Source organism: Bordetella muralis (assembly GCF_054781015.1).
In genome coordinates, this window is sequence record NZ_BAAGVF010000001.1 from 261,461 (window position 1) to 282,035 (window position 20,575).

General features: G+C 60.5%; 20 protein-coding genes. 16 read left to right on the forward strand and 4 right to left on the reverse strand.

Annotated features, from left to right (window positions below; genetic code table 11):
• Positions 1-10 precede the first annotated feature (10 nt).
• Positions 11-370, reverse strand: a complete 360-nt coding sequence (folB, locus tag ACYVIT_RS01280; RefSeq protein WP_415807813.1) for a dihydroneopterin aldolase — start codon at positions 368-370, stop codon at positions 11-13.
• A 125-nt stretch (positions 371-495) separates the two neighbouring features.
• Here folB and ACYVIT_RS01285 point away from each other — a divergent pair, with 125 nt between their 5' ends.
• Entirely contained in the window at positions 496-1,398 is a 903-nt protein-coding gene (locus tag ACYVIT_RS01285) for an NAD(P)/FAD-dependent oxidoreductase (protein WP_415807812.1), read from the forward strand.
• A gap of 74 nt (positions 1,399-1,472) precedes the next feature.
• Here ACYVIT_RS01285 and ACYVIT_RS01290 read toward each other — a convergent pair whose 3' ends face one another.
• Entirely contained in the window at positions 1,473-2,234 is a 762-nt protein-coding gene (locus ACYVIT_RS01290) for a maleate cis-trans isomerase family protein (RefSeq protein ID WP_415807811.1), read from the reverse strand.
• A gap of 103 nt (positions 2,235-2,337) precedes the next feature.
• On the reverse strand, positions 2,338-3,300 hold the full coding sequence (locus ACYVIT_RS01295) for a Bug family tripartite tricarboxylate transporter substrate binding protein (protein ID WP_415807810.1): 963 nt from the start codon (positions 3,298-3,300) through the stop codon (positions 2,338-2,340).
• A gap of 185 nt (positions 3,301-3,485) precedes the next feature.
• Here ACYVIT_RS01295 and ACYVIT_RS01300 point away from each other — a divergent pair, with 185 nt between their 5' ends.
• The gene (locus ACYVIT_RS01300) at positions 3,486-4,391 is read left to right on the forward strand and encodes a LysR substrate-binding domain-containing protein (protein WP_415807809.1); all 906 of its coding nucleotides are present in this window, start codon (positions 3,486-3,488) and stop codon (positions 4,389-4,391) included.
• A 40-nt stretch (positions 4,392-4,431) separates the two neighbouring features.
• Here ACYVIT_RS01300 and ACYVIT_RS01305 read toward each other — a convergent pair whose 3' ends face one another.
• Complete coding sequence (locus ACYVIT_RS01305) at positions 4,432-6,198, reverse strand: M61 family metallopeptidase (RefSeq protein WP_415807808.1); 1,767 nt, start codon at positions 6,196-6,198, stop codon at positions 4,432-4,434.
• A 37-nt stretch (positions 6,199-6,235) separates the two neighbouring features.
• Here ACYVIT_RS01305 and ACYVIT_RS01310 point away from each other — a divergent pair, with 37 nt between their 5' ends.
• The 14 genes from ACYVIT_RS01310 to dld all read left to right on the forward strand — a co-directional run bounded on the left by ACYVIT_RS01310 (position 6,236) and on the right by dld (position 20,569).
• Entirely contained in the window at positions 6,236-7,012 is a 777-nt protein-coding gene (locus ACYVIT_RS01310) for an enoyl-CoA hydratase (protein ID WP_415807807.1), read from the forward strand.
• 148 nt (positions 7,013-7,160) lie between these two features.
• Positions 7,161-8,729, forward strand: a complete 1,569-nt coding sequence (locus ACYVIT_RS01315; protein ID WP_415807806.1) for a DUF1254 domain-containing protein — start codon at positions 7,161-7,163, stop codon at positions 8,727-8,729.
• Positions 8,730-8,908: 179 nt separating this feature from the next.
• A complete protein-coding gene (locus ACYVIT_RS01320; protein ID WP_415807805.1) occupies positions 8,909-9,340 on the forward strand; it encodes an ATP synthase subunit I in 432 nt (143 codons plus the stop codon).
• 68 nt (positions 9,341-9,408) lie between these two features.
• A complete protein-coding gene (atpB, locus tag ACYVIT_RS01325) occupies positions 9,409-10,290 on the forward strand; it encodes a F0F1 ATP synthase subunit A (protein WP_415807804.1) in 882 nt (293 codons plus the stop codon).
• A gap of 116 nt (positions 10,291-10,406) precedes the next feature.
• Complete coding sequence (gene atpE, locus ACYVIT_RS01330; RefSeq protein WP_003815363.1) at positions 10,407-10,649, forward strand: F0F1 ATP synthase subunit C; 243 nt, start codon at positions 10,407-10,409, stop codon at positions 10,647-10,649.
• 149 nt (positions 10,650-10,798) lie between these two features.
• Positions 10,799-11,269 carry a F0F1 ATP synthase subunit B gene (locus ACYVIT_RS01335; protein WP_415807803.1) on the forward strand — a complete coding sequence of 157 codons (471 nt, stop codon included), beginning with the start codon at positions 10,799-10,801 and terminating at the stop codon, positions 11,267-11,269.
• A 12-nt stretch (positions 11,270-11,281) separates the two neighbouring features.
• Entirely contained in the window at positions 11,282-11,821 is a 540-nt protein-coding gene (locus tag ACYVIT_RS01340) for a F0F1 ATP synthase subunit delta (protein WP_415807802.1), read from the forward strand.
• 39 nt (positions 11,822-11,860) lie between these two features.
• Positions 11,861-13,402, forward strand: a complete 1,542-nt coding sequence (gene atpA / locus ACYVIT_RS01345; protein WP_415807801.1) for a F0F1 ATP synthase subunit alpha — start codon at positions 11,861-11,863, stop codon at positions 13,400-13,402.
• 100 nt (positions 13,403-13,502) lie between these two features.
• Positions 13,503-14,408: a F0F1 ATP synthase subunit gamma gene (atpG, locus tag ACYVIT_RS01350; protein ID WP_415807800.1), complete on the forward strand. Its 906-nt coding sequence runs from the start codon at positions 13,503-13,505 to the stop codon at positions 14,406-14,408.
• 43 nt (positions 14,409-14,451) lie between these two features.
• A complete protein-coding gene (gene atpD / locus ACYVIT_RS01355) occupies positions 14,452-15,852 on the forward strand; it encodes a F0F1 ATP synthase subunit beta (protein ID WP_415807799.1) in 1,401 nt (466 codons plus the stop codon).
• A 9-nt stretch (positions 15,853-15,861) separates the two neighbouring features.
• Complete coding sequence (locus ACYVIT_RS01360) at positions 15,862-16,287, forward strand: F0F1 ATP synthase subunit epsilon (RefSeq protein ID WP_094824268.1); 426 nt, start codon at positions 15,862-15,864, stop codon at positions 16,285-16,287.
• 285 nt (positions 16,288-16,572) lie between these two features.
• The gene (locus ACYVIT_RS01365) at positions 16,573-17,283 is read left to right on the forward strand and encodes a response regulator (RefSeq protein ID WP_415807798.1); all 711 of its coding nucleotides are present in this window, start codon (positions 16,573-16,575) and stop codon (positions 17,281-17,283) included.
• Positions 17,280-18,665: an ATP-binding protein gene (locus tag ACYVIT_RS01370; protein WP_415807797.1), complete on the forward strand. Its 1,386-nt coding sequence runs from the start codon at positions 17,280-17,282 to the stop codon at positions 18,663-18,665. The genes ACYVIT_RS01365 and ACYVIT_RS01370 overlap by 4 nt, the downstream gene beginning before the upstream one ends.
• 167 nt (positions 18,666-18,832) lie before the next feature.
• The gene (gene dld, locus ACYVIT_RS01375) at positions 18,833-20,569 is read left to right on the forward strand and encodes a D-lactate dehydrogenase (RefSeq protein ID WP_415807796.1); all 1,737 of its coding nucleotides are present in this window, start codon (positions 18,833-18,835) and stop codon (positions 20,567-20,569) included.
• Positions 20,570-20,575: the final 6 nt, after the last annotated feature.

The following is a 20,575-nucleotide window of genomic DNA, read 5'->3' on the forward strand; positions in this document are numbered from 1 at the left end:
TCACAGCGGCTTAACGATTGATCTGAATTTCTACGCCGACGGCGGCGCAGTCCGAAAACGCCATCGGTTTGCTGATGCGCAGTTTCACGGCGCGTACCTCGGCAAAGTCGCGCAGCAGCCGGTGGGCGACTTGTTCGGACAGGGTTTCGATCAGGTTGACATGAGCCTGGGTGCATTCCTCGACGATGGCTTCGCGCAGGCGGCGGTAATCCAGCACGCTGTGGATGTCATGATCATCGACATCACGGGTGATATCGACGTCGAATTCCGCATCGATGTGCAGCGGCTGTGTGGCCCGGCGTTCGTGTTCCAGAATGCCAATGCGGGCATCCAGGGCCAGCCCGGAAAGAAAAATGCGGCGTGTAGGCATGATGTCTACCTGGTAGAGAGAATCGGAATTGTAAGGCGACCGGCGCCTATCGCTACAATTCCGCCTATACGCCCCTCGGTTTCCTTGGGAGGGTGCGGGATAGCCACACACGGAATACGACAACCATGCAGCAATATGACGCGATCATCGTGGGCGGCGGTCCGGCCGGCGCCTCGTGCGCGATTTGGCTGGCTCGCCTGGGTTTGTCCCCCATGCTGATCGAGGCGAGTTCACGCCTGGGAGGCTTGGGTAACGATAACCCCTTTGCCGACGATTGGATCGCGGTATTGCCAGGGGTGACCGGCCAACAGACGGCGGCCAATATCGCCGAAAGCGTGCGGGCAGCTCAGGTGCCTGTGCGTTTGACGGCTCGTGCGCAGCAAGCTCGCCGCGTCGAGAGCGGTTTCGAGGTGGACTTTGGTATGGCAGGCAGGGGCATGGAAACCGTGTCCGGCCGATCCTTGGTGATTGCCTCTGGCGTGCGTGCGCGTGGCTTGCCCGGACATCCGGCCGGCGCCCGTTGGCCCGGCGTATTTATCGGCCCGGGCTCATCCATCGTGGCGCAAGACTACACGGGCCTGTCCGTCGCTGTGCTGGGCGGGGGCGACAACGCCTACGAGAACTTTGTCTATGTGCGCAACCGGGGGGCGCGCGACGTGCATCTGTATGCGCGCAGCGTGCGCGCGCAGCAGCAGTGGGTGGCCCGCGCAGGCGAGGACGGCGTGCGCGTGGGCCCCTATCAAGTCGATCCCGTAGCGCGTACGGTCGACGGGCGCGCCTATGATCTCATCCTCGTCTTTTACGGCTGGGAGCCGCAGGCGGCGTTCGCCGAAGGGCTGGCTTTGCAATACGGCGAGCGTGGCTATATCCAGACCCACAGTGCTACGGCCGAGACCACCGTGCCCGACACCTACGCCATCGGAGAAGTCGCCAACCGCATGCATCCCTGCGTCGTGACCTCGATGGCCGACGGCGTGGTCGCCGCCAAGGCGATTCAACGCCGTTGGGAGCGCGATACGCAGCGATGAGGCGGGTCGCTGAGGCTCTCTACTCGTTCATCGGGGACGATGTGTCTGGCCCCCGGGGAGGCCAGCTCCGTGTTTCAGTATTTGCCTGTCAGCAGTTCACCCGCGTCCGGAACGCGGGTTTCCAGCTGCAGTACTTGCAGCATGCGATAGACCGTCGCGGCTGCAGCCGTGATCACGGGCAGGCCCAGCCGGTCCTGCACCGGCTGAATCGATGCCAGCGAGGGCATCTGTACGCAGGCTGAAAGGACCACAGCGTCCACGCCATGGGTGTTCAGACGGTTGACGTGTTCGGCTGGCGCCAACGGGTTTTGTGCGCCGACCTGCAGATTGTCGGGAATTTCCAGCGATACGCTGTCGTGCACCTCGATGCCTTCATTTTCGATGTAGTCCACGACCAATTTGGTCAGGGGCTTCATATAGGGGGTCAAAATCGCGACCTTGCGCGCGCCGATGGCATGCAGGCCTTCGACCAGCGCGCCTGCGCTGGAAATGACCGGGGCAGGACCACCATTGTCCACGGTCGCCTGGTGTAGACGTTCCTGGGAGACCCGGTGATAGCCCAGGCCTTGGCTCATGATGGCCACCAGGCAGGCATAGCCCAGCACATCGACACGCGCATCAGACAGCTCTTGTGCGCAGCGGTCAGACTCTTTGTCCATCGAGGCCAGTTCGGCGGCCGTGACTTGCTTCATCCGCATGCGGCTGGAATGAAAGGTATAGCGCTCGGGGGCAAATGCTTCGCGTCGCCGCAGCATTGCCGGGATTTCCGTTTCCATGGTTGTATTGGAGCTCGGAACGATTTGGCCGATCCGAATGGTACGGGGCGATGAGGTCATATGAAATCTCCAGAAAAAAGGCGCAAGGCGCCCTGCCGCCCAGCAGGGCGGGACATAGAAGTTGTGATGTCAGAACGGCGGAAAGGGGCAGGCCGCCAGTGCGTTATTCAGCGGTAATGCCTGCCTCTGCCACGGTACGTTTCCAATAGGCCAGCTCGGTATCGACGCGTTTTTGCAGTATCGCCGGCCCTTCGAAACGGGCCTCGATACCGGCCGCTTGCGCGTTCTGCTGAGTAGAGGCTTGTTTGAGCGCGGCCTCGACGCTGGCCGCCAGCTTGTCGATGACCGGCTGTGGCGTGCCGGCTGGCGCGAACAATGCGACCCACGACTCCAACTGATAGCCGGGCAAGCCGGCTTCGGCCGTTGTCGGTACGTCGGGCAACATGGGGTGGCGCTTGTCGCTGGTGACGGCCAGTGCTCGTAGTTTGCCGGTTTGCACGTGACCCATGACGGAGGGGGGCGTTGTGATGAAAACCTGGACATTGCCCGCCAATACATCCTTGATCGCAGCGCCAGAGCCGCGATAGGGAACGTGCGTCATGTCGGCCCCGGTCTGTTGCTTGAACACCTCGGTGCCCAGGTGCGATACCGAGCCTACACCCTGCGAGGCGTAGTTGATCGCCCCCGGTGACTGTTTCACCTCGTTGATAAAGTCCGTCAGCGTGGCGGCCTTGATTTTGGAAGGGTTGACCGCGATCACGTTGCTGGAAATCGTGATGAGACCCACCGGCACAAAATCTTTCGGCGCCCAGGGCAGGTTGTTGCTCAGGTTAGGGTTGCCCACGTGATAGGCGGAATACGAGACCAGCAGCGTATAGCCATCGGGCTGGGATCTTGCCACGGCTTGATAGGCGATATTGCCGCTGCCACCATCCTTGTTTTCCACGACCACGGATTGGCCTAACGCGGTGCTCAGAGGTTCCGCGACAATGCGTGCCGAAGTATCGACGAGCCCGCCGGGAGGGTTGGGAACGACCATTGTCACAGAGCGGGCAGGGAAATCGTCCGCCGCCTGGGCTGTGAGGGTCATCGCCACGAGGATGGTGCCCGCAAATAGCTTCTGCATGAGTGTCTCGTAATAGTTTTCTGCGTCTTGCAGGAAAGGTTCAGGTTCATTTTGAACCCGTGGAACAATAGTTTCCAATATCGTTTTTGTCTTATTTGATATCTTTGGCAAATTATTCCGCGTGATCGCATGGTACGTTCGCCGCGGCCATCTTGTTTGATATCACTTCCTTGACGGCTCATCTCATGGAACTACGCCAACTCCGTTACTTCGCCGTATTGGCAGAAGAGCTGAACTTCACCCGGGCCGCCGCGCGGTTGCATATTTCGCAGCCGCCATTGAGCCTGCAGATTGCGCAGCTGGAACGAGAGCTGGATGTGCGTCTGTTTGACCGGAACAATCGGCGGGTGGCTTTGACCGAGGCGGGCGCTGCCTTCCTGAATGATGTGCGTCTCACGCTAGGCCGTCTTGCCGATGCGACGCTGCGGGCGCGCGATGTGGATCAGGGGTTGGCAGGCCGCATCGAGATCGGCCTGTCTGGTTCCCATTTCATGGGGCCCGTGCCGGCATTGATTGCGCGTTACACGCAAAGGCATCCTCAGGTTTCGGTGTTGCTGAACGAGATGAATCCGGCCACCCAGCTTGAGGCCTTGCGAGGCCATCGCATCGACGTCAGCATCTCTCGGACCAAAGTCGATGATGAGGTGTTGCAGTCCGTGCCCTTGTGGTCAGATCCGGTGATGGCGGCACTGCCGCGCGGGCATGCCTTGTCAAACCGTCGCCGCCTGAAGCTCGTGGAGCTGGCGGATGAGACGTTTGTGATGTTGCGCCAGGAGACCTCGGGATTCGCTCGTGCGTTGGCGCAGGCTTGCGCCCAGGCAGGGGTGGCGCGTCGGGTGGCCCAGACGGTTGCCGAGGTGCCGGCGCAATTGGCGCTGGTCGAAGCGGGCCTGGGTGTGGCCCTGGTGCCGCGTTCAGCCTGCCAGCAGTTTGGTGATCGTATTGCGGCGTGCGTATTGCCCGCCAATGTGGTCAACGGCATGGTCTATGCCGTGACCCACAGGCAGGGCGGGCGGCGGGCGCTGGCGCCCTTTTTACGTGCCGCAGTAGAAATCGGGCAGGAGCAGCGCTCCGTTCCGAGTTCAGGCTAAGTCTGCACGGCGCCTGTTTCTACTGCCCTCTGGCGAGGCTTTACTGCGCCGTCGTCAATACACAATCCAGCGGTTCGGGCGCGGCCAGCCTGATCTGAAATGCGCGCAATTCGTCGCGCCGGAACACGTGAACAGTCACGCGTTCCCCGGGCCGGTATTGGGCGAGCAACTGATCCAGTCCCGCAGGTGCGTCGACACGCAGGCCGTCAACCGCAACCAGCACATCGCCTGCGGACAAGCCGCCTTTATGGCCAGCCCCGCCCTCCAGCACCGTTGCCAGCGTCAACGTGTCGCCTTGCTTGCGCGTGCGCACGTCCAGCGACGGAATGTTGAGCGTGGCTTTCCAATTCATGGCAATGCCGTGAGGTTCGAGCAGCTCGGCCAGCGGCACGTCGGCGGTGCCGTAGGCATAGCGCGTGATAAAGCGGCGGGTATCGACGCCCGTGGCTTCGCGGATCAGGGCGGGCAGGTCTTCTTCGCCCAGACCTTGAGCCTGGCCTTGATAAAAGGCCCGGCCGTAACGTTGCCACAACAGCCGCATGACATCATCCAGCGAGTGCGTCCCGGCGCTGTCGCGGCGGATCAGCAGATCCAGGCCCAGTGCGACCAAAGAGCCCTTGGTGTAATAGCTGACCAGCGCGTTCGGCGAGTTCTCGTCCTGCTTGTAATAGCGGGTCCAGGCGTCGAACGAGCTCTCCGCCACGGATTGTTTGTGCCGCCCTGGCGAGCGCGCCACGCCGGTGATGGTCTTGCCCAGCAGGCGCAGATAATCGGGCAAACCTATCGTTCCCGAGCGCAGCAGCATCAGGTCGTCGTAATACGAGGTAAAACCTTCGAATACCCACAACAGCCTGGTCAGGTCCGGTTGCTGCAAACCGTATGGCACAAAGGCGGCCGGTTTGATCCGTTTGACATTCCAGGTGTGGAAATATTCGTGGCTGACCAAGCCTAGAAACGTACGATAGCCCTCGCCCTGGCCTTGCTGGCCGATGACGGGCAGATCCTTGCGCGAGGCCATCAACGCCGTGCTGGCGCGATGTTCCAGGCCGCCGTAGCCATCGCCGACGACCATGGTCATGAATACATAGCGATCGCTGCTGTCCAGGAATGGCGCGCGCTTGGTGCGGGGCTCGAAAAACGCGATTTGCGTTTCGCAGATGCGGCGGGCGTCCTCGGTGATGCGCGCCAAGTCCAGCTTCGGGATCACGCCCGTAAAGACCAATTCGTGCTCGGCGCCGTGGGCGGTAAAGCGGGCAACCTGGGGTGTGCCCATTTCCACTGGATGGTCAATCAGGGCATCGTAATCGGGGGCATGGTACAGGCCGAATCCGTGTCGCCGCGCTGCACCGCGATGGCCGCGCGCCTCAGGCAGGCTGGTATAGACCTTCCAGCCGTCGATGCCGCGGGGCGGCGCCAGATCCAGCAGGCAGGGCTTGTGATCCTGGCCTTCTACGCGCAGAAAAACACTCGTCCCATTGAAAAAGCCATGGGTTTCATCCAGATGCGCGCCGCGCACGGACAAATCCCAGGCATAGACAATGTAGTCCACTTGCAGCGGCCCCGTACACGGAGCGACTTGCCAAGTATGGTTGTCCGATTTGGTCACCGCGACCGGCCGGCCGCCGGCGCGGGCGCGCAGGGTTTCGATCTGGCGCGAAAAATCGCGGATCAGATAGCTGCCCGGGATCCAGGCCGGCAGGGCCAGGCGCTGGCCGGCCGGATCGGGCTCCGGTATCGTCAGGGTAATCCGGTAACGATGGCCGGCGGGGTCGTGGGGCTCGAGGCGGTAAATTACGGATGTGTCCATTGCATTATCTTACTTGCACTTATTCAGGAGACAGTTGATGAGCGAGTCGTTTGTGTTGGTAGAGACCCGTGGCCGGGTGGGCTTGTTGACGTTGAACCGCCCCAAGGCGCTCAACGCACTCAACGACCAATTGATGAATGAGCTGGGCGCCGCCCTGCTGGCGTTCGAGGCCGACGAGGGCATAGGTGCAATCGTCATCACCGGCAGCGAAAAGGCGTTTGCCGCCGGTGCGGACATCGGCGCAATGAAAGACTGGTCGTACATGGATGTCTACGGCAGCGAATACATTACCCGCAATTGGGAAACCCTCAAACGTATCCGCAAACCCGTCATTGCCGCAGTCTCGGGCTACGCCCTGGGTGGCGGTTGCGAGCTGGCCATGATGTGCGACATCCTTATTGCCTCCGATACGGCGAAATTCGGCCAGCCGGAAATCAAGCTGGGCGTCATTCCCGGAGCTGGCGGGACGCAGCGTCTGCCGCGCGCCGTGGGCAAGGCCAAAGCCATGGATCTGGCGCTGACGGCCCGCATGATGGGTGCCGAGGAGGCCGAGCGCGCGGGGCTGGTGTCTCGCATTGTGCCGGCGGACAAACTGCTGGACGAGGCGATCGAGGCGGCGACGGTGATCGCCTCGATGTCATTGCCCTCGGTCATGATGGCCAAGGAATGCGTCAATCGTGCGTTCGAATCCTCGCTGAACGAGGGTCTCTTGTTCGAGCGCCGTGTATTCCATTCGCTGTTTGGTACCGAAGACCAAAAAGAAGGCATGGCTGCCTTCGTGGAAAAGCGTCCGCCCATCTTCAAGCATCGCTGATGGCGCCTCACGGGAGTTGCGGCCTGTAACCTTTGTGTTACCCCGGATGATCGCGTCCGGGCCTATTCTGTTAAAGCGTGATGCCGAAGAGGCCATCCTGGAGACGGGATGGCCGGCTCGTTTTCCTATAACGAACAAGGAGCCCTCCATGCCTTACTGCCGTGCCTCCCGGTCTACACACCGGTCCAAAGCCATACTCGCCGTTGCACTGAGCGCCGGTTTTGCTTGCGCCGCATGGGCGCAGTCGCCGCAGCCGTCGATGCGAATGGTGTCTCAGACTCCGGTTGTCAGTCCCGTCGTGTCGGCCCAAGAGCTGCATGAAATCGCCGTTGACGCCTATCTCTACGCCTATCCGATGGTTTTGATGGAGGCAACGCGACGTGCCTCGACGCAAGTGCAGAATCCGCTGGCGGGCAGGGCGCCGATGAACCAGTTCGGCCATCGCACCACATTCCCGGAGCCCGGCGCCACCGATGTCGGTTGGCCGAGCGCCGATATGTTGTATTCCAACCTGTGGTACGACGTCAGCTATCAACCTCTGCTCATTCGAGTGCCCGCCTCGGGCGGCCGTTACTACGCGCTGTCGCTGCTGGACATGTGGTCGGATGAATATGCGTCACGGGGCACCCGCGTGACCGGCAATGGCGAGCAGGCCTTCATGATCGTCGGCCCGAACTGGCAGGGCCACGCGCCGTTTGGCACCGATGTCGTGCGCAGTCCTACCGGCACCGGTTGGCTGATCGCGCGCATCCAGACCGGAGGTCCAGCCGAGTACGGGGCAGTGAATCAATTTCAGGCGAGCATGACAGCGACACCTGTAGCGGCTGCAGCGCCCACCCCGAACCTGGTGACGCCGTACAGGCGCGGCGCAGCCAAGCCCGCGACATGGCCGCAACAGCAAATCCCTGGCACGGGCCATACATTGACGGGCTCCGCGTCGCCCTCCATGACATCCACGTCCTATGTGACATGGGAGCCCCAAGGGTCTGCCGGGCAGCAAGTCGCGTCGATGTCTCCTGCCACGTTCTTCACTCTGTTTGCCGAGTTGTTGCGCACGAATCCGCCGCACGATAACGACAACGCCATTCTGACCCGCATGCAACGCATCGGCCTGGTGGGGCCGCAGCCCTTTTCTTACGACCGGCTCGATCCCGCCGTGAAGCAGGCGCTGGAGGAAGCTCGAGCCGTGGCGGGCCGCCGTATCGCCGATACGGTGACCCGATTGGGCACGCCTCTGAATGGCTGGAATACCGTGTTGTCAGGTATCGGTACGTATGGCACCGACTATGTCCGCCGCGCGGCCATTGCCTATGCCGGGCTGGGCGCAACCACGCCGAGCGAGGCGCTGTATCCGGTCACAGCCGTCGATGACGACGGCAGGCGGCTGCGCAGCGACGATGATTACATTCTCCACTTTGACAAGGGACAATTGCCGCCGGTCAACGCCTCGTGGTCGCTGACCTTATATAACGAGAGCAATAACCTGGCGCCCAATCGTGCGGGCCGATATACGGTACGCAGTACGGATCCGTTGAGATATAACGCGGATGGATCGCTGGATATCTACATTTCGCCAGATGACCCGGGATCGGGCAAGACGGCGAACTGGTTGCCGACGCCGGCCCAGGGACATTTCAGTCTCAGTATGCGTCTGTACTGGCCTGACGATCTGGCCTTGGACGGCGAGTGGGCGCCTCCGCCTGTAGAGCGCGATTGAGCGCCGCGGACGCAAGGGTGTTGTATCGTTGCGTCCGACACCGATTCCTTGGCCGCCGGCTATCTTTTGATTTGCTCGACTAGGGAAAAACCCGCTATACTTTACGGGTTTGACGCTTGCGGGATAACACGTGTGGTGAACCACCGCGCACGTCTTTAGCGCAAGAGCGGGGAATCCTGATGCAACAAAGCCTGGTAGAACAAAATCCGGTGCTTACTGATGCCGATCGCGCGGCACTTGATGCTCAGGCTTGCCGGGGGCTCTTGAGGGTATTGGCGGCGCAGGGGGCCATGGGGCTCGCAGCAGCGGCAATTGCGGGGATCATTGCGGGGACGGCGGCTGGTTGGTCAGCGCTGGCGGGAGCAGGGGCGTATTTTGTACCCAACGCATTATTTGCGTTGCGGTTGCTCGTGAACGTGCTCAAATCGGGCCGGGCGAGTCCTGTTACCTTTTTCCTCGGTGAGATGCTCAAGCTGCTCATGACGGCATTGCTGTTGTGGCTGCTGGCTCGAGTTGCGCATGACTGGCTGGTTTGGCCGTCGGTGCTGCTGGGTCTGGCTTTCACGCTCAAGGGCTATCTTCTGCTGTTGATGTTCCGCAAGTTGTCGTAGTTGCTTAGAAATCATGCAAACGGTCGGTTCGCGAGAATCGGCCACACAGCAAACAGGGTAGGGTTCAAATGGCAGCCGCCAGCGACGTATCGCCTCAGTCCGCGTATATACAGCACCATCTGGTGCATCTGAACAATATTGGCGAAAAACAATCCGTTATCGCCCAGTTCGACGTCATCAACTACGACTCGATATTCTGGTCCGTGCTGATGGGGCTGGCTGCCGTTCTGTTCCTCTGGGCTGCTGCCCGTCGTGCGACCTCCGGTGTACCCGGCCGTTTCCAGGCTTTTGTCGAAATGATCGTCGACATGGTCGACGAGCAGGCCAAGGGCATCGTCCATAACGCCAAGAGCCGTTTGTTCATCGCCCCGTTGGCGCTGACCGTCTTCATCTGGATCGTCCTGATGAACGCGCTCGACTTGATCCCCGTTGACCTCCTGCCTTCCATCATGCGCTGGACGGGGCTGGGTGCGCATCACGGCGATCCCATCTACTACCACCGTATTCTTCCTACCGCCGACCTGAACGTGCCCATGGGCATGGCGCTGGGCGTGCTGCTGCTGATGTTCTACTACGGCATCAAGATCAAGCACCCGGGCGGTTTCTTCAAAGAACTCTTCACTGCACCTTTCCATGCGCATGGCATTGGTGCGGTGCTGCTGGCGCCTGCCAACTTCCTGCTCAACCTGATCGAATACGCCGCGAAATCGGTGTCGCTGGGAATGCGGTTGTTCGGCAACATGTTCGCCGGCGAACTCGTGTTCATGCTCATCGCTCTGTTGGGCGGTGCCTGGACGGGCCTGAACGCTGCCAGCGTTGGTTTCGGTATTGGCCATGTGCTGGCCGGTTCGGTGTGGGCCATCTTCCACATCATGATCGTGCTGTTGCAGGCTTTCATCTTCATGATGCTGACGCTGGTTTACCTCGGCCAGGCTCACGAAGGGCATTGACCCCTTTTTCCCGGCACGGGCAGCCTTGTCCGTGCCGGGGCGCAAGGTTTTCTTGCATTCCAAGCAGTATCCGTTTTCTTACAATTTGACTTCAGATTTCTAACCAAGGAGTTGTCATGACCAACGTCGCTTTCGTTGCTCTCGCTTGCGGTCTTATCATCGGTTTGGGTGCTATCGGCGCTTGCATCGGCATCGCATTGATGGGCGGCAAATACCTGGAAGCTTCGGCTCGTCAGCCTGAACTGATGAACGCCCTGCAAACCAAGATGTTCCTGTTGGCAGGCCTGATCGACGCGGCGTTCCTGATCGGTGTGGGTATCGCCATGCTGTTCGCTTTCGCCAACCCGTTCGTAGGCTAAGCCCCACGGCTCATGGCAACGCCCGTCGCTGCGGTGACGGGCATGACGCCGGCGGTATGCGGAATCCTCCGCTGCAGGTCGGCAAAGTATCGAGTGCTCCGCGACGCCTATAGTGCGCCCGGGGCCGTAAGGTGTTAAAGGGAACGACCGTGAATCTGAACGCGACGATCTTTTTCCAGATGCTCGTGTTCTTCGTTCTGGGTTGGTTCACGATGAAATTCGTGTGGCCCCCCCTGACGAAGGCGATGGACGAGCGCCGCCAAAAAATCGCCGACGGCCTGGCCGCCGCCGAGAAGGGTAAGGCCGATCTGGCCCAAGCCCAAGCGCGCGTCAGTCTGATCGAGGCCTCTGCCAAGTCCGAAAACCATGCCCGCATCATCGAGGCTGAAAAGCAGGCTGCTGCGTTGATCGAGCAAGCTCGCCGCGAAGCCGAAGCTGAACGCGCCCGCATCATCGCCCAAGCGGCGCAGGATGCCGCGCAGGAAGTCCAGCGTGCTCGTGATGTGCTGCGCGACGATGTTGCCGCGCTGGCAGTCAAAGGTGCTGAACAGATCCTCAAGCGCGAGGTTGACGCCCGCGCTCACGCCGAGCTGCTGACCCAGCTCAAGGCGCAGCTTTAATCCGGGAACGCCATGGCTGAACTTTCCACTGTCGCCAGGCCGTACGCCGAAGCGCTATTCAGCGCAGCACGCGACGACAAGGCCGGCTTGCCGGCCTGGGCCGATCTCATCGGCGAGCTGGCCCAAGTGGCCGACAACGCCGACGTGCGCGAAGCAATGTCCGATCCTCGATTGGAAGACGCGCAGCGCGTCGAGCTGTTTACCGGCTTGATCAAAACCCAGCTGCCTCAAGCGGTTCGCAATTTCGTCGAACTGCTGGTAGCGAACGATCGTCTGCTGTTGCTGCCCATCATCGCCAAGCAATTCGTCGCGCTGAAAAATCGCCACGAAGGCACGGCGCAGGCGGAAATCACCAGCGCGTTCGAACTCAGCGATGCCCAGGTCAAAGAACTGGTCGATGCGCTCGAAATCAAATTCGGTCTCAAGCTCAGTCCCAGCGTCACCGTCGACAAGTCGCTCATCGGCGGCGTGCGGGTGGCGGTCGGTGACCAGGTGCTCGATACTTCCGTACAAGCCCAATTGGCCCGCTTGCGGGATACGCTGGCCGCTTGACGCGCGCACGGCCAGATAAACAGGATTCCAGGAGTCAATATGCAACTCAATCCCTCCGAGATCAGCGAACTGCTCAAGAGCCGCATCGAGGGCCTGGGCGCTTCGGCTGACATTCGTACCCAGGGCACCGTCGTGTCCGTAACCGACGGTATTACCCGTATTCATGGTCTGTCCGACGTGATGCAGGGCGAAATGCTCGAGTTTCCCAACAACGTCTTCGGCGTGGCGCTCAACCTCGAGCGTGATTCCGTCGGCGCCGTGATTCTGGGCGACTACACCGGTGTGTCCGAAGGCGACCAGGTCAAAACGACCGGCCGCATTCTCGAAGTCCCCGTGGGCCCCGAACTCAAAGGCCGCGTGGTCAATACGCTGGGCGTCGCGATCGACGGCAAAGGCCCGATCAACACCAAAGAAACCGACATCATCGAAAAAGTGGCTCCGGGCGTGATCGCCCGCCGCTCGGTGTCGCAACCGCTGCAAACCGGTATCAAGGCTATCGATTCGATGGTGCCTATCGGCCGCGGCCAGCGCGAACTGATCATCGGTGACCGTCAGACCGGCAAGACCGCTGTTGCTGTCGATACCATCATCAGCCAAAAGGGCAAGGGCGTTACCTGCGTGTACGTCGCCATTGGCCAAAAGGCATCGACCATCAACAACGTGGTGCGCAAGCTCGAAGAGCACGGCGCCATGGAATACACCATCGTTGTGGTCGCTACCGCTTCGGATTCGGCCGCTATGCAATACCTGGCTGCCTACGCCGGTTGCACGATGGGCGAATACTTCCGTGATCGTGGCGAAGACGCCCTGATCATTTATGATGACCTGACCAAGCAAGCCTGGGCCTATCGCCAAGTCTCGCTGCTGCTGCGTCGTCCTCCCGGCCGTGAAGCCTACCCCGGTGACGTGTTCTACCTGCACTCGCGTCTGCTCGAGCGTGCTGCTCGCGTCAACGAAGAGTACGTCGAAAAATTCACCAACGGCGCCGTCAAGGGCAAGACCGGCTCGCTCACCGCGCTGCCGATCATCGAAACCCAGGCAGGCGACGTGTCGGCTTTCGTGCCGACCAACGTGATCTCGATTACCGACGGTCAGATCTTCCTGGAAACCGACCTGTTCAACGCCGGCGTCCGTCCCGCTATCAACGCCGGTATCTCGGTGTCGCGTGTGGGTGGTGCTGCTCAGACCAAGGTCGTCAAGAAGTTGTCCGGTGGTATCCGTACCGACTTGGCACAGTATCGTGAACTGGCCGCCTTCGCGCAATTCGCCTCCGACCTCGACGACGCAACCCGCCGTCAGCTCGAACGCGGCAAGCGCGTGGTCGAACTGCTCAAGCAGCCGCAATACCAGCCGCTGCAAGTGTGGGAATTGGCCGTGACGTTGTACACCGTCAACAACGGTTACCTGGATGACGTGGACGTGGCACAGGTTCTGCCTTTCGAAAAAGCGCTCAAGGATCAGCTCAAGGCCAAGCATGCCGGCCTGATCCAGCGTGTCGAAGACACCAAGGAACTGTCCAAGGACGACGAAGCCGAATTGGCTGCCGCCATCCAGGATTTCAAGAAGCACGGTGCTTTTTAAGGCAATGTCTGGCGTAGCGGCGGGGTTCGTCCCCGCCCTACGGTAGGGCGGGGACGAGCCCCGGCCGCATCCCGCCAAGCCGTTACAACAGGAAAGCGCAATGCCCGGAATCAAGGAAATCCGAACCAAGATCAAGAGCGTGCAAAACACGCGCAAGATCACCAAGGCCATGGAAATGGTCGCTGCATCCAAAATGCGCAAGGCGCAGGAACGGATGCGCGCGGGCCGTCCGTACGCCAACAAGGTGCGCGAAATTGCTGCGCACTTGATGCAGGCCAACCCCGAATACAGCCATCCGTACCTGATCGAGCGCGAAGTCAAAGCGGTAGGCGTGGTGCTGGTCACCACCGACAAGGGACTGTGCGGCGGCTTGAACACCAACATCAGCCGAGTCGCGTTGGCCAAGCTGAGAGAATTCGAACAGCGCGGCATTGCTGTGCAGACGACGGCTTTCGGCAACAAGGGCCTGGGTCTGTTGACTCGTATCGGCGCCAAACTGGTTTCGCACGAAGTTCAACTGGGTGACAAGCCCGATCTCGACCGTTTGCTGGGCGCGATCAAGATTCAGCTCGATGCTTACCTCAATGGCGAGATCGACGCGTTGTATGTCGCGGCCACCCGCTTTGTGAACACCATGAAGCAAGAGCCGGTGTTCCTGCGTTTGCTGCCGCTATCTAGCGGTTTGGATGATCCCTTCCAGACGGGCGCCGAGACTTTGAGCAGCATCTCCGAAGTCAAATCGAACTACAGCTGGGACTACATCTACGAACCCGATGCCAAGGGTGTGATCGACGATCTGTTGCAGCGTTACGTCGAAGGCCTGCTGTACCAAGCCGTGGCGGAAAACATGGCTTCGGAGCAGTCGGCGCGGATGGTCGCGATGAAGGCCGCATCGGACAACGCTAAGAAGGTTATCGGCGAACTGCAACTGGTCTACAACAAGACCCGTCAGGCGGCGATCACCAAGGAAATTTCGGAAATCGTAGGGGGCGCGGCCGCTGTGTAAGCAGGCTGCATCCCGTCAAAAAGCTATCAAGCAAGGAATCGACATGAGCAACGGAACCATCGTTCAGTGCATCGGCGCCGTGGTGGATATTCAGTTCCCCCGCGATCACATGCCCAAGATTTACGAAGCCCTCACGCTGACCGACGACTCGTCGCCGTTCGCTGAAAAGGGTCTCACCCTGGAAGTCCAACAACAGCTGGGCGACGGCGTGGTACGTACCATCGCCCTGGGCTCCAGCGACGGCCTGCGCCGCGGCATGACCGTCGTCGGCACCGGCGCACCGATCTCGGTGCCCGTGGGTCACGGCACCCTGGGTCGCATCATGGACGTGCTGGGTCGTCCCATCGACGAAGCCGGCCCCATCGCTTCGGAAGAAAAACGCGCCATTCACCAGCCTGCGCCGCGTTTCGACGAGCTGTCGCCTTCGGTCGAACTGCTCGAAACCGGCATCAAGGTGATTGACTTGGTCTGCCCGTTCGCCAAGGGCGGTAAGGTCGGTCTGTTCGGCGGCGCCGGTGTGGGCAAGACCGTCAACATGATGGAACTGATCAACAACATCGCCAAGCAGCACAGCGGTTTGTCGGTGTTTGCCGGTGTGGGCGAGCGTACCCGCGAAGGCAACGACTTCTACCACGAAATGGAAGAGTCCAACGTGTTGGACAAGGTCGCCATGGTGTTCGGTCAGATGAACGAGCCCCCGGGCAACCGTCTGCGCGTGGCGCTGACCGGCCTGACCATGGCCGAGAAGTTCCGCGACGAAGGCCGTGACATCCTGTTCTTCGTTGACAACATCTACCGTTACACCCTGGCCGGTACCGAAGTGTCCGCACTGCTGGGCCGTATGCCTTCCGCCGTGGGTTACCAACCGACGCTGGCCGAAGAAATGGGCGTGCTGCAAGAGCGCATCACCTCGACCAAGACCGGCTCGATCACCTCGATCCAGGCCGTGTACGTGCCTGCGGATGACTTGACCGATCCGTCGCCTGCCACGACCTTCCAGCATTTGGATTCCACCGTCGTGTTGTCGCGTGACATCGCTGCGCTGGGTATCTACCCCGCCGTGGATCCGCTGGACTCGTCCAGCCGCCAGCTCGACCCGCAAGTCGTGGGCGAAGAGCACTACGCCGTGGCCCGTGGCGTGCAGCAAACCCTGCAACGCTACAAAGAACTGCGTGACATCATCGCGATTCTGGGTATGGACGAACTGTCGCCCGACGACAAACAAGCCGTGGCCCGTGCGCGTAAGATCCAGCGTTTCCTGTCGCAGCCGTTCCACGTGGCCGAAGTCTTCACCGGTTCGCCTGGTAAATACGTGCCGCTGGCCGAAACCATCCGTGGTTTCAAGATGATCGTCGACGGCGAGTGCGATTCGCTGCCCGAGCAGGCTTTCTACATGGTCGGTACCATCGACGAGGCCTTCGAGAAGGCCAAGAAACTGCAATAAGGATCTGATATGGCTACCCTGCATGTGGATGTCGTCAGCGCAGAAGAAGCGATCTTTGCCGGTGAGGCAAAGTTCGTGGCCCTGCCTGGCGAGGCGGGTGAACTGGGCATCTTGCCCGGCCACACCCCGCTGATTTCGCGCATACGCCCTGGTACGGTCAAAATTGTCCGTCCCGATGGCGCCGAGGAAAACATCTTCGTCGCCGGGGGCATCTTGGAAGTGCAGCCGGGTTCGGTGACGGTGTTGGCCGATACGGCCATCCGCGCTGCCGATCTGGACGAGGCCCGCGCCGTCGAGGCGCGTGCCAAGGCCGAAGAAGCCCTGCGCAACGCCAAGGACAAGGCCGATATCGCCGTTGTCGAAGCCGAGCTGGCCATGCTGGCAGCCCAGGCCGTGGCAGCACGCAAATTGCGCCAGACCCGCAGTACGCACTAAGCACGACGGATCGCATCTCTGGCGCATATCGCGTCAGATGCGAATCCGGATCGCAAAAAAGGCAGCCACGGCTGCCTTTTTTCGTTTATTTCCCTCCGCGACAGCACAGCGATGCCAACGGGGCGCCGCAACGCTCGAAATATGTCGTTCTTTGTCAATGCGGCCCGAGACGGTGTCATAACATGTCAACCGCATAGCGGACCCGCTATGTTGCGACAAAAAAAACCGCGTGCAAATCAGAAGCATAAAATGGATCCTCTCTTTCTTATGAACGAGGACCTCTGCGTGCACCGCTTACTCATCGTCGATGACGATGTGGACATCCGAACTCTGCTGGCCGAACAACTAGGCCGCGCGGGCTATCGGGTGGTTACCGCCAGCCAGGGCACTGAAATGCGCTCTATCCTGGACCGTGAACACATCGATCTGATTGTGTTGGACTTGAGCCTGCCCGGCGAGGATGGGTTGACCCTATGCCGGGATCTGCGGGCCAAATCCAGAACGCCCGTCATCATGCTGACGGCACGCGGCGAAGCCATCGACCGGGTGCTGGGCCTGGAGATGGGGGCCGATGATTATCTGGCCAAACCTTTCGAGCCGCGTGAATTGTTGGCGCGCATCCGTAACGTGTTGCGCCGCACCGAGGCGCTGCCCGTCAATCTCGAGCCGCTCGCAATCCGCCGAGCTCATTTCGTGGGCTGGATGTTCGACCTGGAGCGCCGCCACCTGGTGGATCCCAGTGGACGCGTGATCATGCTGTCGGGGGCGGAATTCCGCTTGCTGCGCGTATTTGTCGGGCATGCCAACAAGATCCTGTCGCGCGAACAACTGGCTTCGCTGACCGCGCGCCGTGAATACGAGGGGCAGGAGCGCGCCATCGATCTGCAGGTCAGCCGCTTGCGCCATAAATTCGGCACGGCTGGAGGCAGTATCGGCCCGATCAAGACCGTGCGCAACGAAGGCTACGTCCTGGCCGCAGCGGTTACCCTGGAATGAAACGCCTGCGCCGGTTCTTCGGCACGATGGCCGGCCGGCTGTTTCTGATCTTGCTGTTGGGGATGTCAGCCGCAGCATTGCTGGCGACCGTCCTGGCCGAAACCCGCCGCCAACAAGACGAAGAGCACCAGAACATGGTGCGGGCAGCCGATCGCTTGCATGGTTACGTCAACATGCTGGACAACAGCCCGGCGGAACTGCGGCAGCGGTTGATCGAGTTGGGCGGACCCGGTATCCATCGGGCGCCCTCTGATGTCCAGGCAGAGGAATTGGACACGACGTTCGCCCACGTATTGGCGTCGCAGTACGCGCGTTTTGCCCAGGCTCGTGTGCAGACGGCCGACGAGGAGGCATGCCGGCCCAGGCTGCGTGATTTCTTGCCACAGTCCGAGCAAGATGACAATTTCGATCCCGACATGCCAGAGCCGACGTGCCGCATTGTCCACATCCAACTGCAGGACGGCACACCCCTCGTGTTGGCCATGGGCGGCCCGCCCATTATGCACGTCAAGGCGCTAGCGGCAGACCCCGTTTATATCTCGCTGCTCACCCTATGTATCGGATTGCTGGCATTTACGGTGGCGCGTCTGGCCAGCCGGCCTCTGCGTCAGCTCGCGGATGCGGCCGACGAACTGGGTCAAAATCTGGAGCGGCCACCGTTGGTATTGCGCGGTCCGCTGGAAGTCCGCCGTGCAGCCGATGCGTTCAATGCCATGCAGCGCCGTCTGCAACGACACCTGGAAGAACGCACGCATATGTTGGCCGCTATCACGCACGATCTGCAAACGCCCATGACACGTTTGCGCCTGCGTTTCGAGGACGTCGCCGATGAGGCGTTGCGCGAGCGCTTGATTGCCGATTTAGGGGCGATGCGGGCGCTGGTCCGAGAGGGCCTGGATCTTGCTCGCAGCGCCGCCACGTCAGAGGCGCCCGTTGCGCTGGACCTGGACTCTCTGCTGGAAAGCATCATTGAGGATGCGGCAGAGACAGGCCATGACGCGGTTTTCGAACAGGGCTGTGGCGCAGTGTTGATGCTGCGGCCGTTGGCCATGCAGCGGCTTTTTTCGAATCTTGTGGACAATGCCCTGAAGTATGGGCATCAGGTTCGAGTCTCTGCCCGCGCCAACGAAAATGGGGTGGCTGTTGATGTGTGCGATGCCGGGCCAGGTATGCCTGCAGATATGTTCGAGGCAGTGTTCCAGCCCTTTGTCAGGCTAGAGACCTCGCGTTCTCGCGAGACGGGTGGCGTAGGTCTGGGGCTGACCATCGCCCGCACCTTGGCTGCCAACGATGGCGCTACCGTAACGTTGAGCAACCGGGCAGAAATAGGATTGCAGGCGACGGTACATTGGTCTCGTCCGCGTTATGCGGATAAGTCCTGACTGTTGCCCATCAAAGCCCCTCAATTTTCAGGATAGGCGCTACGTTGGCGTCGCCCCTATCATTTGGTGTCAAATAGATGGCGTTCTCGCGCGTGAGCGATCCAACGCCAAACTGGCCCTGTCCAGTGCATAAAAAGAACGACGTGCCAAATGTAGAGAGAGGATTCATGTCTGATGTCATCCTGCCGACGGTTACCTCGGCGCAAACGCCTGAAATGCGCCAGCGATTGCTGACCTCGCTGTCCACTATCGTGGGCGCTTCGCAGGTGCTTACGGACGACCGGGCGATGCGCCGCTATTGCACCGGTTTTCGTTTCGGCCGCGGCAAGGCCCTGGCGGTCGTGCGCCCAGGCTCGCTGGTCGAACAATGGAAAGTCCTGGAGCAATGCGTGGCGGCAGGTGTGGCCATCATCGCTCAGGCGTCGAATACAGGCCTGACCGGCGGTTCTACGCCGCATGGCGAGGACTACGATCGCGATATCGTCATCATCAGCACCAGCCGCATCAAGAAAGTGCACGTGATCGAAGATGGCCGCCAGGTCGTGTGCCTGCCAGGTTCGACACTGGATCAGTTAGAGCGTTTGCTCAAGCCGTTGGGACGTGAGCCGCACTCGGTCATTGGATCATCATGCATCGGGGCGTCAGTCATCGGCGGCGTGTGCAATAACTCGGGCGGTTCCCTGGTCAATCGTGGGCCAGCCTATACCGAGATGGCGCTATACGGTGCTGTCGATGCAGAGGGAAAGCTGCATCTGGTCAATCACCTGGGTATCGAGCTTGGAGCCGATCCGGAAACGATCCTGGCGACGCTGGAGAATCGCGGGTTCACGGACCAGGATGTAGTGCGAGACGCTGGCGCTGCCTCGGATCATGGCTACGCCAAACACGTCCGTGATATCGATGCCTCCACTCCCGCTCGCTACAACGCCGACCCGCTGCGTTTGCGCGAGGCCTCGGGCTCTGCAGGCAAGGTCATGGTCTTTGCGGTCAGGCTCGATACCTTTCCCGCCGCACGTGGCGCCAAGGTGTTCTATATCGGTACGAACGACACCAATGTGCTGACCGACATTCGCCGTCATGCATTAGGCACGTTCGAGCATCTGCCCATTGCCGGCGAGTACGTGCATCGCGATGCTTTTGATGTGGCGGCGCGTTATGGCAAAGACCTCTTTTGGATCATCGAGCACTTCGGTACAGACCGGTTGCCGGCGTTCTTCAATCTGAAAAATCGCTGCGACGCATTCTTTGAGCGGCTCGGGTTTTTTCAGGCCAATCTCAGTGATCGCCTGATGCAATTTTTCAGCCGGCTGCTGCCCAATCATCTGCCGGCCCGGCTGTTGGCTTATCGCAATGAGTACGAGCATCACTTGATGCTCAAGATCCCGGCCGAAGGCGTTGCCGAAGCACAGGCATTCTTATCCGAGTATTTTGCGCAAGGCCGGGGCGGCTATTTCGAGTGCACCGAAGAAGAGGGAAAAAAGGCATTTCTGCATCGCTTTGCTGCAGCCAGTGCAGCGGTCCGCTATCGGGCCGTGCATGGCTCGACGGTGGAGGACATCGTGGCATTGGATATTGCTTTGCGACGGGACGATCGCGATTGGTTCGAGCGTCTGCCGGCCAAGTTCGATGATGCGATCGAGATGAAGCTGTACTACGGGCATTTTTTGTGCCACGTTTTTCATCAGGACTACATCATCCGCAAGGGGCACGATTGCATGGCGATCGAGCACCAGATGCTGGAGCTGCTGGATGCCAGGGGCGCCGAGTATCCCGCCGAGCACAATGTGGGCCATCTATATCAGGCCAAGCTGCAGTTGCAGGCTTTTTATAAGAAGCTGGACCCGTGCAACTGCTTTAACCCCGGTATTGGCTTCCTGTCCAAATACGTGAATTATCGGGAGTAATGCCAC